At 70.2% G+C, this 14,415-nt stretch carries 9 protein-coding genes and 1 pseudogene; 6 read left to right on the top strand and 4 right to left on the bottom strand.

What is annotated here, in order from left to right; all coding sequences use genetic code 11:
• Positions 1-65 precede the first annotated feature (65 nt).
• From BW949_RS13280 to BW949_RS13290, 3 genes are all read left to right on the top strand, one after another.
• Complete coding sequence (locus tag BW949_RS13280; protein WP_076366869.1) at positions 66-1,889, top strand: M3 family oligoendopeptidase; 1,824 nt, start codon at positions 66-68, stop codon at positions 1,887-1,889.
• 187 nt (positions 1,890-2,076) lie between these two features.
• The gene (locus BW949_RS13285) at positions 2,077-2,715 is read left to right on the top strand and encodes a class II aldolase/adducin family protein (RefSeq protein WP_076366976.1); all 639 of its coding nucleotides are present in this window, start codon (positions 2,077-2,079) and stop codon (positions 2,713-2,715) included.
• On the top strand, positions 2,715-3,503 hold the full coding sequence (locus tag BW949_RS13290; RefSeq protein ID WP_076366871.1) for a 23S rRNA (adenine(2030)-N(6))-methyltransferase RlmJ: 789 nt from the start codon (positions 2,715-2,717) through the stop codon (positions 3,501-3,503). The genes BW949_RS13285 and BW949_RS13290 overlap by 1 nt, the downstream gene beginning before the upstream one ends.
• A 103-nt stretch (positions 3,504-3,606) precedes the next feature.
• Here BW949_RS13290 and BW949_RS13295 read toward each other — a convergent pair whose 3' ends face one another.
• From BW949_RS13295 to thrC, 4 genes are read right to left on the bottom strand one after another with little or no spacing between them, the layout of a single operon-like run.
• Positions 3,607-5,052 (bottom strand): FAD-binding oxidoreductase, encoded by a 1,446-nt coding sequence (locus BW949_RS13295; RefSeq protein WP_076366873.1) that lies wholly within the window; start codon positions 5,050-5,052, stop codon positions 3,607-3,609.
• Positions 5,049-5,639 (bottom strand): GNAT family N-acetyltransferase, encoded by a 591-nt coding sequence (locus BW949_RS13300; protein WP_076366876.1) that lies wholly within the window; start codon positions 5,637-5,639, stop codon positions 5,049-5,051. Before BW949_RS13300 ends, BW949_RS13295 begins: the two co-directional genes overlap by 4 nt.
• Positions 5,639-6,847 carry a M16 family metallopeptidase gene (locus BW949_RS13305; protein WP_407947267.1) on the bottom strand — a complete coding sequence of 403 codons (1,209 nt, stop codon included), beginning with the start codon at positions 6,845-6,847 and terminating at the stop codon, positions 5,639-5,641. The genes BW949_RS13300 and BW949_RS13305 overlap by 1 nt, the downstream gene beginning before the upstream one ends.
• A gap of 50 nt (positions 6,848-6,897) precedes the next feature.
• Entirely contained in the window at positions 6,898-8,289 is a 1,392-nt protein-coding gene (gene thrC / locus BW949_RS13310) for a threonine synthase (RefSeq protein WP_076366880.1), read from the bottom strand.
• A gap of 166 nt (positions 8,290-8,455) precedes the next feature.
• Between thrC and tldD the strand changes: the two genes are divergently transcribed.
• The 3 genes and pseudogenes from tldD to topA form a co-directional block, all read left to right on the top strand.
• Positions 8,456-9,874 (top strand): metalloprotease TldD, encoded by a 1,419-nt coding sequence (gene tldD, locus BW949_RS13315; protein WP_076366978.1) that lies wholly within the window; start codon positions 8,456-8,458, stop codon positions 9,872-9,874.
• A gap of 306 nt (positions 9,875-10,180) precedes the next feature.
• Positions 10,181-11,446 (top strand): DNA-processing protein DprA, encoded by a 1,266-nt coding sequence (dprA, locus tag BW949_RS13320; RefSeq protein ID WP_076366882.1) that lies wholly within the window; start codon positions 10,181-10,183, stop codon positions 11,444-11,446.
• A 184-nt stretch (positions 11,447-11,630) separates the two neighbouring features.
• Positions 11,631-14,264: pseudogene (gene topA, locus BW949_RS13325) on the top strand (type I DNA topoisomerase); the annotation flags it as partial.
• Positions 14,265-14,415: the final 151 nt, after the last annotated feature.

Raw genomic sequence — 14,415 nt, forward strand, 5'->3', positions numbered from 1 at the left:
GCACCCTTGCAGCCCCCCGCGCTGCCGCCTAACTCTGGTCCAGACATGAAAAGAGGTTTCGCCGCATGCCGCATCTTCCGCCCCGCCCGCTTTCCGACGCGAATGCCAGTGCCGCCGGCGAGGGGCTCGGCCCCCTGCCCGAATGGGATCTGAGCGACCTCTATTCCGCGCCGGACGCGCCCGAGCTGGAACGCGACATGGCCTGGCTCGAGACCGCCTGCGCCGAATTCGCGCGCGATTACGAAGGCAAGCTGGCCGATCTGGACGCGGCGGGCATGGCCGACTGCATCACCCGCCACGAGGCGATCGAGAACATCTCGGGGCGCATCTTCTCGTATCTGGGGCTGCGCTATTACCAGAACACGCTGGACGGCGCGCGCACCAAGGCGCTGTCGGATGCCCAGGACCGCATCACCGCGGCCACCACGCCGCTGGTCTTCTTCAGCCTGGAATTCAACCGCATCCCGGATGACGCCTACGCGGCGCTCTTTGCCGATGCGCGTGTCGCGCGCTGGAAACCCGTCTTCGACCGCATGCGTGCGATGCGCCCGCACCAGCTGTCCGACGAGCTGGAACGCTTCTTGCATGACCAATCCGTGGTCGGCGCCGCGGCCTGGAACCGGCTCTTCGACGAGACGATGGCCAGCCTCGAATTCGACGTCGAGGGCGAGAGCAAGACCCTCGAGGCCACGCTCGACATGCTGTCCGATCACGACCGCAGCCGCCGCGAGACCGGCGCGCGCGCGCTGGCGCAGGTGTTCGGGCGCAACATCAAGCTGTTTGCCCGCATCACCAACACGCTGGCCAAGGAAAAGGCCATCGAGGACCGCTGGCGCAAGATGCCCACGCCGCAGCATGCGCGCCACCTGTCCAACCATGTCGAACCCGAGGTGGTCGCCGCGCTGCGCGATGCGGTGGTGGCGGCCTATCCGCGGCTGTCACACCGCTATTACCGGATCAAGGCGCGCTGGATGGGGCTTGAAAAGCTCCAGGTCTGGGACCGCAACGCGCCGCTGCCGACCGAGACCCCGCGCACCATCGGCTGGGACGAGGCCCGCGAGACCGTGCTGGGCGCCTATGGCGCCTTCTCGCCGCGCATGGCCGAGATCGCGCAGCCCTTCTTCGACAAGGGCTGGATCGACGCCGCGGTGAAGCCCGGCAAGGCCCCCGGCGCCTTTGCCCACCCCACGGTCACAGACGTGCACCCCTATGTTCTGCTGAACTATCTGGGCAAGCCGCGGGACGTGATGACGCTGGCGCATGAGCTGGGCCACGGCGTCCATCAGGTGCTGGCCGCGCCCCAGGGCGAGCTTCTGGCCTCGACGCCGCTGACCCTGGCCGAGACCGCCAGCGTCTTCGGCGAGATGCTGACCTTCCGGCGGCTGCTGGACGGCGCGCAGACCAAGGCCGAACGGCGCACGCTGCTGGCCGGCAAGGTCGAGGACATGATCAACACGGTCGTGCGCCAGATCGCCTTCTATGATTTCGAATGCCGCGTGCATGCCGCCCGCGCCAAGGGCGAGCTGACCCCCGAGGAGATCAACGCGATCTGGATGCAGATCCAGCACGAGAGCCTGGGCGACGCCTTCGAATTCATGCCCGGCTATGAAACCTTCTGGACCTATATCCCGCATTTCATCCATTCGCCCTTCTACGTCTATGCCTATGCCTTCGGCGACGGGCTGGTGAATGCGCTCTATGCCGCCTATGCCGAGGGGCTGCCGGACTTCCAGGCCAAGTATTTCGACATGCTCTCGGCGGGCGGCGCGCGCCATCACCGCGAACTGCTGGCGCCCTTCGGGCTCGATGCCTCGGACCCGGCATTCTGGATGAAGGGGCTGTCGATGATCGAGGGCTTCATCAACGAGCTGGAAACGCTGGAAGACTGATCCCGCCCCCGTCGCGGGCCCCTGGGCGCGCGCCTCCCTGCCCGGGGGCGCGCGTCCTGCGTTCAGGGGCGGCATGGCGCGACGGTGCCGCGGGGCGCGGCACGGCGCGACGGTGCGCGGCCTCGACAGCGGGGGCGCGGCGCGCTAGGTCGCGGGCAGCGAACCGAAAGGGGCCCCCATGACCGAGATGACCGAACAGGACAAACGCCGCGCCATCATCGACGCCTGCCTGTCGATGAACCGCACCGGACTGAATTCCGGCACCTCGGGCAATATCTCCATCCGCCACGGCGACGGCCTCTTGCTGACGCCGACCGCCATCCCCTATGAGCGGCTGACCCCCGAGGACATCGTGTTCCTGGGGATGGACGGGCGCGTCGAGGGCCGCCACAACCCTTCGAGCGAATGGCGCTTTCACCGCGACATCCTGGCCGCGCGCCCCGAGGCCGGCGCGGTCGTGCATGCCCATGCGCCCTTCTGCACGGTGCTGGCGATCATGAACCGCCCCATTCCGCCCATCCATTACATGGTGGCCGTGGCCGGCGGCAGCGACATCCGCGTGGCGCCCTATGCGCTCTATGGCACCGAGGAGCTGTCGCGCAACGCGCTGGCCGCGCTCGAGGGGCGGACGGCCTGCCTGCTGGAACACCACGGGCTGATCGCCATCGGCACCACGCTCGACAAGGCGATGTGGCTGGCCCACGAGGTCGAGGCGCTGGCCCGGCAATATCACGGCTGCCTGGCGCTGGGCACGCCGCGCGAATTGTCGCCCGCGCAGATGGACGAGGTCATGGCCAAGATCTCGGGCTATGGGCATCAGGGCTGATGCTGAGCTATCAGCACCTCTATCACGCGGGCAATCTGGCGGATGTGCACAAGCATGCGCTTCTGGCCGCGGCGCTCGACTACATGACGCGCAAGCCCAAGCCGCTGAGCTATATCGAGACCCACGCCGGGCGCGGGCTCTATGACCTGACCAGCCCCGAGGCCCGCCGCACCGGCGAGGCCGAGGCCGGGATCGGGCGGGTGGCGGGCGGGTTTCCCCCCGAGCACCCCTATGCGCGCGCGCTGGCTGCGGTGCGCGCGGCCCATGGCGGGGCGGCCTATCCCGGATCGCCCGCCATTGCCGCGGAACTGCTGCGCCCCGGCGACCGGATGCATCTGGCCGAGCTGCACCCCGCGGAATTTGCCGCGCTTTGCGCTAACCTGCCCCAGAAATGGATCGACAAGCGTCAGGCCGACGGGCTGGAGATGGCGCTGGCGCTGACACCGCCCGAGCCGCGCCGCGGGCTGATGCTGATCGACCCCAGCTTCGAGATCCGCGCCGATTACACGCGCCTGCCGCGGGTCATCGGCCAGGTGGCGCGCAAGTGGAACGTGGGCGTTCTCATGCTGTGGTATCCGATCCTGATCTCGGGGGCGGGCGCGGGCGCGCATGAGGCAATGCGCGACGCGCTGGCCGCCGATCACCCCGAGGCCCTGATCCACGAGGTCCGCTTTCCCCCGGCCCGGCCCGGCCACGGGATGGCCGGTTCGGGGATGGTGGTGCTGAACCCGCCCTGGGGCCTGGCCGAGGAAGCCGCGCGTCTGTCGAAGCTTTTCGCCCGGCTCTGAGCCGCCCCCACCGGCCCATCCCGGCGCCGGGCCCGGTCCTTGAGGCCCGAGTTCGCGCGCGGGCGGCCCCTTCACGGGACGCGGGCGCGCCCTTGGGCGCGGCTCAGATCACCGCGCCGGGGTTCATGATCCCCAGCGGGTCGAGCGCGGCCTTGATCGCGCGCATCGCCGCCAGCTTGCCGGGGTCGGCATAGCGTTGCAGATCCGCCCGCTTGATCCGCCCGATGCCGTGCTCGGCCGAGATCGAGCCGCCGAATTCGTCCACCGTGTCATGCACGCACTCCTTGATCGCGGCGCGCCGGTCCTCGTAATCCGCGCGGCTCCGGCCCCTGGCGGGAAAGGCGTTGTAATGCAGGTTGCCGTCGCCCAGATGGCCAAAGCAGTTGATGCGGATGTCGCCCAGCCGCGCCAGCCGCGCGCCCGCCACCTCGATGAAGCGGGGAATGGCGGCGATGGGCACCGACACGTCATGCGAGGAAATCGAGCCGATGCGCCGGTTGGCCTCGGGGATGGATTCGCGCAACGCCCAGAACGCCGCCCGCTGGCGCGCGCCCTGCGCCACCACCGCGCCGGCCTTGTCGATCAGGCCGCGCGCCTCGGCCTCGGCATAGAGCGCGGCCAGCTCGGCCTCGGGGTCATGACCCGCGGGCAGGCCGATCTCGATCAGCACCATCCAGTCGGGCGCCGGGCGGAAGGGCGGCGTGACCTCGGGGCCGACCTCGGCCAGAAAGTCCAGCCCCTGCCGCCCGATCAGCTCGAAGGCCGAGACACAGCCCGACAGCCGGTCCTCGGCCAGCGCCAGAAGGCCCAGCGCCGCTTCGGGCGAGGGCACCGCCACGAAGGCCACGCCCTGGGCGGCCGGCGGCGCCACCAGGCGCATCGCCGCCGCGGTGAGAATGCCCAAGCTGCCCTCGGCCCCGATCAGCAGGCCGCGCAGGTCATAGCCGGTGTTGTCCTTGCGCAGCCCCTTCAGCCCGCGCAGGATGGTGCCGTCGGGCAGGACCGCCTCGACGCCCAGGCACAATTCGCGCGCATTCCCCCAGCGCAGCACGTTGACCCCGCCCGCGTTGGTCGACAGGCTCCCCCCGATCCGCGCCGACCCCTGCGAGGCCAGCGACAGCGGAAAGAGCCGCCCCGCCCCTTCGGCCGCGGCGCGCAGATCGGCCAGCGTCATCCCCGCCTCGACCAGCGCCACATTGCCCACCGGATCGAGCCCGCGCAGCGCGGTCATGCGTTCGAGCGACACGATCACCGGCGCCGGGCCTTCGGTCAGCACCTGGCCGCCAACGAGCCCCGTGCCCCCGCCCTGCGGCACGATCCCCACCCGCGCCGCGGCGCAGGCGCGCACGATCTGCGCCACCTCCTCGGTGGTGCGCGGGCGCAAAAGAAGCCCCCCCACCCCGGTCAGACGGCCGCGGGGTTCGCTGAGGTAAGCCGCCGGCGCGGGCATAGGGTCCAGCCCCGCCGCCGCCAGCCGCGCCGCCAGCGCATCATCGGCCGGCGCCAACGCCGCGGCCCGTTCCGCCCCGCCTGTCGGTGTCCCGGTCATCGTCCCCCCACGGCATCAAGCCGCCCGCGCCGATCGCTGCGCAGATTGGCGTAAAGCACATGGTTGCGCCAGCGGCCGTTGATTTCGAGATAGCTTTGGGCCACGCCTTCGTATTTGAAGCCGCAGGTCTCGAGCACCCCGCGCGAGGCGGCGTTCTCGGGCAGGCAGGCGGCCTCGATCCGGCTCAGGTCCAGCTGGGTGAAGGCGTGGTGGACCACGGCGCGCACGGCCTCGGACATGTAGCCCTGCCGGGCATGGCGCGCGCCCACCCAATAGCCCAGCGACCCCGCCCTGGCCGGTCCGCGCCGGATGTTGTCGAGCGTGACCGCGCCCAGAAGCGCCTCGTCCTCGCGCCGGACCATGAACAGATGCAGCGCGGTTCCGGCCGAGGCCGCCCGCGTCGCCCAATAGACGCGGTTGGCAAAGGCGCGCCGCCCCAGATGTTCCTCGTCCCATTGCGGCTCCCAGGGGATCAGGAAGTCGCGGCTTTCGGCGCGCAATTCGGCAAAGGCGCGGTGGTCGGAATGCTGCGGCAGGCGCAGGGTCATGCGCTCGGTCTCGATGCGCAGCCGCTTGCGCCCGAGCATCAGGCCGCGAGCCTTTCGCGCAAGTCCTCGAGCGCGGGCGCCCCGGCCGCCGGGCCATAGAGCGCCAGCGCCGATTGCCCCGAGGACACAAGCCGCGTGCCATAATCGCGCACCATGTCCAGAGACACGTTCTCGATCCGCGCGCTCAGCTCCTCGAGCCCCGGCACCCGGCCCCAGATGGCCAGATTGCGCGCCATGCGCTCGGCCCGGCTCGAGGGGCTTTCAAGACCCATCAGCATGCCCGCCTTCATCTGCGCCCGCGCCCGCGCGACCTCGGCTTCGGTCATGTCCGCAGCGGCGCGGCGCAATTCGTCCACCGTCAGCGTGGCCAGCTCGGCGATCTCGGCGGCCGAGGTGCCGGCATAGATGGTCATCATCCCGGTGTCGTCATAGGCCCCGGCATGCGAATAGATCGAATAGCACAGGCCGCGTTCCTCGCGGATCTTCTGGAACAGTCGCGAGGACATGCCCCCGCCCAGCGCCGTGGCATAGACCTGCGCGGTATAGAGATCGGCGTCGCGGTAGGCCGGCGCCTCGAAGGCCAGGGCGAAATGCACCTGCTCGAGATCCTTGATCTCGCGCTTCTCGAGCCCGGCCCAGCGCGCCGGCTGCACCGGGCGCGCCCCGATCGGCGCCAGATGCCCGAAAAGCGCGGTGGCCTGCGCAACCAGCGCGCCGTGATCGACCGCGCCCGCGGCCGAGACGATCATCTGGTCGGGGCCGTAATGTTCGGCCACGAAACCGGCCAGATCCTCGCGGGTGAAGGCGGCCACGCGCGCGGCCGGGCCCAGGATCGTGCGGCCCATCGCCTGATCGGGATAGGCGGCCTCCTGGAGCCAGTCGAAGATGATATCGTCGGGCGTATCGAGAGACTGGCCGATTTCCTGCAAGATCACATGGCGTTCGACCTCGATCTCGCGCGGATCGAAGGCCGGGTTCAGCACGATATCGGCAATGACATCGAGCGCCAGCTCGACATCGGCGCCCAGCACGCGGGCGTAATAGGCCGTCATCTCGCGCGAGGTATAGGCGTTGATATAGCCGCCCACGTCCTCGATCTCCTCGGCGATGCGCAGCGCGCTGCGCCGGGCGGTGCCCTTGAAGGCCATATGTTCGAGGAAATGCGCGATGCCGTTCTGTTCGGGGCGTTCGTGGCGCCCGCCCGCGGTCACCCAGACCCCGACCGAGGCCGAGGCCAGACCCGGCATCGCCTCGGAGACGATGCGCAGCCCGTTCGACAGCGTGGTGATCTCGATGCTCACGCCCGGCGCCCTTCGTGGATGAGCGCCTGAAGCGCGGCCAGGTCGTTCTCGACCACGCGCATGCGTTCGGAGCGGTCGAACAGGTCGGCCATGCGCGGCGGCAGGCCCGGACGCCGGCCCGTCGCGGCCTCGACCGCATCGGGGAACTTGGCGGGATGGGCGGTGGCCAGCGTGATCATCGGCACCGGCGGCGCCAGATGCTCCTGGGCGACCTTCACGCCCACGGCCGAATGCGGGCAGAGCAATTCGCCCGTCGCGGCCAGCTGGGCGGCGATGGTGGCCGAGGTCTCGTCCTCGGAGGCGCGGCCCGAGCCGAAGATCTCGCGCAGGGCCTCGAGCGCGCCCTGCGGCACGCTGAAGCCGCCCGCGCTGCGCAGCTCGTCCATCAGTTGCGTGACGGCGGCCCCGTCCCGGCCCAGCACCTCGAAGAGCGCGCGTTCGAAGTTCGAGGACACCTGGATGTCCATCGACGGGCTGATCGAGGGCTTGACCCCGTCGGTGCGGTATTCGCCCGTGCTCAGGCAGCGGTGCAGGATATCGTTCTGGTTGGTGGCCACCACCAGACGGCGGATCGGCAGCCCCATGCGCCGTGCGATATAGCCCGCGAAGATGTCGCCGAAATTGCCCGTGGGCACGGTGAAATCGACCGGCCGGCCCGGCGCGCCCAGGCTGACCGCGGCGGTGAAGTAATAGACCACCTGCGCCAGCACCCGCGCCCAGTTGATCGAATTCACGCCCGCCAGCCCCACGCTGTCGCGGAAGTCGTGGTCGTTGAACATGTCCTTGAGGCGCGCCTGGCAATCGTCGAAATCGCCCTGAAGCGCCAGCGCATGGACATTGGCTTCGACCGGGGTGGTCATCTGGCGGCGCTGCACCTCCGAGACGCGGCCATGCGGGAACAGGATGAACACATCCACATTGTCGAGCCCGCGGAAGGCCTCGATCGCGGCCGAGCCGGTGTCGCCCGAGGTCGCGCCGACGATGGTGATGCGCCGCCCCTCGCGCGCCAGCGCCAGCTGGAACAGCTGGCCGATCACCTGCATGGCGAAATCCTTGAACGCCAGCGTCGGGCCGTGGAACAGTTCCAGCAGGAAATGCCCCGGCGCCAGCTGCACCAGCGGCGCGCGCGCGGCATGGCCAAAGCCCGCATAGGCCCGTTCGATGGCGCCGCGCAGGTCCGCCTCGGAGAAGGCATCGCCCGTGAAGGGCGCCATCACGCGATAGGCGACCTCCTCGTAGCTCTGCCCGGCAAGGGCCGCGATCTCGTCGGGCGACAGGCGGGGGATCTCGGCCGGAACGTAAAGGCCGCCGTCACGCGCCAGCCCGGTCAGCATCGCGTCCTTGAAACCCAGTTCGGGGGCGCGGCCCCGCGTCGAGATGTAGCGCATTCTTCGTCCTCGCGTCTTTCCCGCCTGATACGCGCTTCGCGCGCCGCTGTCACCCCGCCCGACGCATCGGGCACGCGCGCAATCGGGCGCAATGTTTGCCATTTCCCCCTGTCAGCCGATATTGTCGCCGGACCCAGAGAGGGACAGACCCATGACCGACCGCCCCATGACCGACCGCTTCGACCCCTTCGAGACCCTGATCCCGCGCGACAGCGCGCTGGCGCAGGTGCAAGCCGCCGTGGCGGGCGGCGATGACGGGGAATTGTTCCTCGAACGCCGGCGCGCGGAATCGGTGGTGATCGACGACGGCCGCCTCAAGGGGGCCAGCTATGACGCCTCGGAAGGCTTCGGGCTGCGCGCCGTGCATGGCGAGGTGACGGGCTATGCCCATTCCTCGGAAATTTCCGAAGCCGCGATCGCGCGGGCGGCGGAAACCGCGCGCATGGCCGTCGGCGCGGGCGGGGGCACCCTGGCGCAGGCGCCCGCCCCCACCAACCGCAGGCTCTATGCCGATGCCGACCCGGTCTCCGAGATCGCCTTCGCGCCCAAGGTCGATCTGCTGCGCGAGATCGACGCCTGGGCGCGGGCGCGCGATCCGCGGGTGGTGCAGGTCTCGGCCAGCCTGGCCGCCAGCCTTCAGGAGGTGGCGATCCTGCGCCCCGAGGGGGGCCTTGTCACCGACATCCGGCCGATGACGCGGCTGTCGGTGTCGGTCATCCTCGAGGAGAACGGGCGCCGCGAATCGGGCCATCACGGCGGCGGCGGGCGGCACGATCTGGCGCGGCTGATGGAACCGGGCGTCTGGCAGGCCGCCGTCGACGAGGCGATCCGCATCGCCCAGGTCAACCTGTCGGCCACCCCCGCGCCCGCAGGCGAAATGGATGTGGTGCTGGGCAACGGTTGGCCCGGCATCCTGCTGCACGAGGCCGTGGGCCATGGTCTCGAGGGCGACTTCAACCGCAAGAAGACCTCGGCCTTCTCGGGGCTGGTGGGCCAACGCGTGGCCGCCCCCGGCGTGACCGTGGTCGATGACGGCACCCTGCCCGACCGGCGCGGCTCGATCAGCGTCGACGACGAGGGCACCCCCTCGGGGCGCACCGTGCTGATCGAGGACGGCATCCTGATGGGCTACATGCAGGACCGCCAGAACGCCCGGCTGATGGGGGTGGCGCCCACCGGCAACGGCCGGCGCGAGAGCTATGCGCACATGCCGATGCCGCGCATGACCAACACCATCATGGAAGGCGGCAGCGCCGATCCGGCCAGCCTGGTCGCCGATCTGCGCGACGGCATCCATGCGGTGGGCTTCGGCGGCGGGCAGGTCGACATCACCAACGGCAAGTTCGTGTTTTCCTGCACCGAGGCCTATCGCGTGAAGAATGGCCGCGTGCTGGGCCCGGTCAAGGGCGCCACGCTGATCGGCGACGGCCCGGCGGCCATGCGCGCGATCCGCGCGGTGGGCAATGACATGGCGCTGGACCCCGGCGTGGGCACCTGCGGCAAGGCCGGGCAATGGGTGCCGGTGGGCGTGGGCCAGCCGTCCTTGCTGATCGGCGGGCTGACGGTGGGCGGCGCGGGCAACTGAGCCCCACACCCGCAAGCCCCACACCCGAGGGCTTGAGCCGAATCGCGCGCCCTTCGGGGCCGCGGCCACAAGGCGCGCGCCCGATCCGCCCGCGCGCCGGGCGCGCCCCTTTCCCCGCCCCGACACGGATCTTGCGCCCCTTGGGGCCCGCTGCCGGGCCGGAAGGAGCCAGCTCACGCGGGCGTGACCCCCATTCCCTCGAATTTTTCGAAATTTCACCTTAAAGTCGAGCCGACAGGGCCCTTGTAAACCATCTGTTAACCTTACCGGGGTTATCAAGGGCTTGCGAGTGAGATGGAGAGGCGGATGAAAACAGGTTTGTTTTCTTTCCCCACCCCCTTCACCCCACCCACCACGGAAGAGAATGACCTCTGCTCTCTCCGTCTCATTCGCTCCCCCCGCATCGGCGCTGCGACCTTCCACCGGCTGGTGGCCGAGCATGGCTCGGCGGCGGCCGCGCTGGCTGAACTGCCCGAACGGGCGCGCGGCGCGGGGCTTTCGGGCTATTCCCCCTGCTCCGAATCCGAGGCGCGCGCCGAATTGCGCGCCGGGCATGCCGCCGGCGCGCGGCTGATCGTGGCGGGCGACCCGCTCTATCCGCAAAATCTGGCGATGCTGGCCGATGCGCCGCCCGTTCTCTGGGCGCTGGGCAATCCCGCGCTTCTGGCCGGCCCCGCGGTCGCGGTGGTGGGGGCGCGGGCGGCCTCGTCGCTGGGGCTGCGCATGGCGCGCCTTCTGGGGCGCGAGCTGGGCGAGGCGGGCTTGCGCGTCGTCTCGGGGCTGGCGCGCGGCATCGACACCGCCGCACATGAGGCCAGCCTACCCACCGGCACGATCGCGGTGATGGCGGGCGGCGTCGATGTCGTCTATCCCCCCGAGAACCATGCGCTTTTCCAGCGCCTGCGCGAGATCGGGCTGATCTTGTCCGAACAGCCCTGGGGCCTGCGCCCGACCGCGGCGCATTTCCCCCGGCGCAACCGGATCGTGGCGGGGCTGTCGGCGGGCGTGGTCGTGGTCGAGGCCGCCCCGCGCTCGGGCAGCCTGATCACCGCACGCCTGGCCGCCGAGCAGGGCCGCGAGGTCATGGCCGTGCCGGGCCATCCGCTGGACGGGCGCGCGGGCGGCTGCAATGCGCTCTTGCGCGACGGGGCGACATTGGTGCGCGGCGCGCAGGATGTGCTGGCCGCGCTGGGCCCGCTGGCCGTCGCCCCGCCCCCGCCCGAGGACGCGCATCACGACGACGCGCCCGCCACCGACACGCCCCCCGACAACGCCCCCAAAACGAACGATCCGGCGGCCGCGGCCCCTTTGCGCCGCCGGGCGCGTGTGGATTATGGCCCCGGTGCCGACAATGCCGCCCCTCCCAACGCCGCGCCGCCCTGCCCGGCCGGCGCGGACACGGCCCCCGGCCCCCGGATCCTGGCGCATCTGGGGGCCGCGCCGGTGGCCGAGGATCAGCTGGCGCGCGATCTGGGCCTTGCGCCCGAGGCGCTGTCCGTGGCGCTTCTGGAGCTGGAACTCGACGGCCGGATCGAGCGCCAGCCGGGCGGCCTTGTCGCGCGCAGAGGATGAATGCCGCGAATGCATTCTGGCGCAACAGATGCACGCGGCCCGCGCTCGGCCCTTGCCCTTCGTGCCCGCCCGCTCCATGTTCCCCCCAACCGCTTGCGTCCGGTCGCGGCCCGGGGTCCATTGACATCGCCCCGGCGCCCCGCACATGGTCCGCGACAAAAATCTGAGGTTTCGAGAGATCTACATGGCCGTCGTCGTTGTCGAATCGCCCGCCAAGGCCAAGACCATCAACAAGTATCTGGGTAGCGATCATACGGTTCTGGCCTCGTTCGGGCATGTGCGCGACCTGCCGCCCAAGGATGGCTCGGTCGATACCGAACATGATTTTGCCATGACCTGGGAGATCGCCGCCGACAGCCGCAAGCATGTCCGCGCCATCGCCGAAGCCCTCAAGAGCGACGACGAACTGATCCTGGCCACCGACCCCGACCGCGAGGGCGAGGCGATCTCGTGGCATCTCCAGGAGGCGCTGGCCAAGTCGCTCAAGTCCAAGAAGGTCAGCCGCGTGACCTTCAACGCGATCACCAAATCCGCCGTGACCGAGGCCATGGCCCATCCCCGTCAGGTCGATACCGCGCTGGTCGAGGCCTATCTGGCGCGGCGCGCGCTCGATTATCTGGTGGGCTTCAACCTCAGCCCGGTGCTCTGGCGCAAGCTGCCCGGCGCGCGGTCGGCGGGGCGGGTGCAATCGGTCTGCCTGCGGCTGATCGTCGAGCGCGAGATGGAGATCGAGGCCTTCCGCCCGCGCGAATACTGGACCGTGACCGCGCATCTGGAAACCCCGCGCGGGCAGGTCTTCACCGCGCGTCTGGCCGCGCTGGCCGGCGACCGGCTGGACAAGTTCGACCTGGCCACGCGCGAGGCCGCCGAGATGGCGGTCCATGCCGTGGCCGCGCGCGCGCTTGCGGTGACCGCGGTCGAGGCCAAGCCCGCCACCCGCAACCCCTGGGCGCCCTTCATGACCTCGACCCTGCAACAGGAGGCCTCGCGCAAGCTGGGCATGGGGGCCAAGGCCTGCATGTCGGCGGCCCAGCGTCTCTACGAGGCGGGCCATATCACCTACATGCGGACCGACGGGATCGACATGGCCCCCGAGGCCGTGGCCGCCGCCCGCGCCGAGATCGGCCGCCGCTTCGGCACGAAATACGTCCCCGACAAGCCGCGCATCTACAAGAACAAGGCCAAGAACGCGCAGGAAGCGCACGAGTGCATCCGCCCCACCGACATGAGCGCGGCGCCCGACACGCTGAAGCTGGCCGACGACCAGAGAAAGCTCTACGAGCTGATCTGGAAGCGCACCATCGCCAGCCAGATGGAGGCCGCGCGTCTGGAGCGCACCGCGGTCACGATCCAGAGCCCCGACGCCCAGGTCGAATTGCGCGCCACGGGCCAGGTGGTCACCTTCGACGGCTTCCTGAAGGTCTATGACCAGGGCCGCGACGACGACGAGGGCGAGGACAGCGCCCGCCTGCCGCAGATGATGCAGGGCGAGACCGTCACCCCCGCGAAGGGCGCCGCCGCCGAAGGGCTGGCCCGCGCCGAAGGCCCCGAGGACACCACCGCCACGGGCCTCGTGCGCCGCGCCGCCGCCGTCTGCGATGCCGACCGCGCCATTCTGGGCGACCAGCATTTCACCCAACCGCCGCCGCGCTACACCGAAGCCACGCTGGTCAAGCGCATGGAAGAGCTGGGCATCGGCCGGCCCTCGACCTATGCCTCGATCGTGACCACGATCCAGGACCGCGGCTATGTCGCCAAGGACCGCAACCGGCTGGTGCCGCAGGATACCGGGCGGCTGGTCACGGCCTTTCTGTCGAATTATTTCCCGCGCTATGTCGAATATGACTTTACCGCCGATCTCGAGGAGGAACTCGACGACATCTCGGCGGGCACGCGCGACTACCGCGAGGTTCTGGCCCGTTTCTGGCGCGATTTCTCGGCGGCGCTGTCGGAAACCTCCGAGCTGCGCATCACCGATGTGCTCGAGAAGATCGACGAGGTTCTGGCCCCCCATCTTTACCCCCCGCGCGAGGACGGCAGCGATCCGCGCCTGTGTCCGGGCTGCGGCAAGGGCCGGCTGAACCTCAAGACGGCGCGCTCGGGCGGGGCCTTCATCGGCTGCTCGAACTATCCCGAATGCCGCTTCACCCGCTCGCTCTCGGCGCCGGCCGACAGCGCGGCGGCCGCGCTCGACGGCAAGATGCTGGGCCAGGACGCGGGCGAGGACATCACCCTGCGCATCGGCCGCTTCGGCCCCTATGTGCAAAAGGGCGAGGCCACCGCCGATGAGCCCAAGCCCCCGCGCGCCAGCCTGCCCAAGGGCTGGGCGCCCGAGACGATCGACCTCGAACGCGCGCTGGCGCTTCTGGCGCTGCCGCGGCGGGTGGGCGAACACCCCGAGGACGGCGCCCCGGTCGAGGCCGGGATCGGCCGCTATGGCCCCTATGTGAAGCACAATTCGACCTATGCGAACCTGCCCGAGGTGGACGAGGTCTTCACCATCGGCATGAACCGCGCGGTCGAGGTGCTGGCGCAGAAGGCCGCGCGCGGGCGCGGACGGGCCACGGCCGAGCCGCTGCGCGCGTTGGGCGAGCATCCCGACGGCGGCAAGATCGCGGTCATGGCGGGGCGCTATGGCCCTTATGTCAAATGGGAAAAGGTCAACGCGACGCTGCCGCGCGGGGTCGAACCCGAGGCCGTGACCCTCGAGGAGGCGCTGGCGCTGATCGCCGAGAAGGCCTCGAAGGGCGGCAAGAAGACCGCCGCCAAGAAACCCGCGGCCAAGAAGACCACGACCGCCAAGACCACCGCCGCCAAGAAGAAGGCGGCCCCGAAAAAGGCGGCTGCGGCGGAGGGCGCCGAAGGCACGGCCGAGACGACGGACGACAGCGCGGCGAAGAAACCCGCCGCGAAGAAGGCCCCGGCCCGGAAACCGGCCGCGAAGAAGACCACCGCCAGCAAGACCGCCA

Origin of the sequence: Phaeovulum vinaykumarii, assembly GCF_900156695.1 — a bacterium.
In the GTDB taxonomy this organism is placed as follows: Bacteria; Pseudomonadota; Alphaproteobacteria; order Rhodobacterales; family Rhodobacteraceae; genus Bieblia_A; species Bieblia_A vinaykumarii.

Coding starts and splice junctions, on each gene's coding strand:
- BW949_RS13280 (WP_076366869.1), top strand. CDS start 66: ATGCCGCATCTTCCGCCCCGCCCGCTTTCCGACGCGAATGCCAGTGCC.
- BW949_RS13285 (WP_076366976.1), top strand. CDS start 2,077: ATGACCGAACAGGACAAACGCCGCGCCATCATCGACGCCTGCCTGTCG.
- BW949_RS13290 (WP_076366871.1), top strand. CDS start 2,715: ATGCTGAGCTATCAGCACCTCTATCACGCGGGCAATCTGGCGGATGTG.
- BW949_RS13295 (WP_076366873.1), bottom strand. CDS start 5,052: ATGACCGGGACACCGACAGGCGGGGCGGAACGGGCCGCGGCGTTGGCG.
- BW949_RS13300 (WP_076366876.1), bottom strand. CDS start 5,639: ATGCTCGGGCGCAAGCGGCTGCGCATCGAGACCGAGCGCATGACCCTG.
- BW949_RS13305 (WP_407947267.1), bottom strand. CDS start 6,847: ATGCCGGGTCTGGCCTCGGCCTCGGTCGGGGTCTGGGTGACCGCGGGC.
- thrC (WP_076366880.1), bottom strand. CDS start 8,289: ATGCGCTACATCTCGACGCGGGGCCGCGCCCCCGAACTGGGTTTCAAG.
- tldD (WP_076366978.1), top strand. CDS start 8,456: ATGACCGACCGCTTCGACCCCTTCGAGACCCTGATCCCGCGCGACAGC.
- dprA (WP_076366882.1), top strand. CDS start 10,181: ATGAAAACAGGTTTGTTTTCTTTCCCCACCCCCTTCACCCCACCCACC.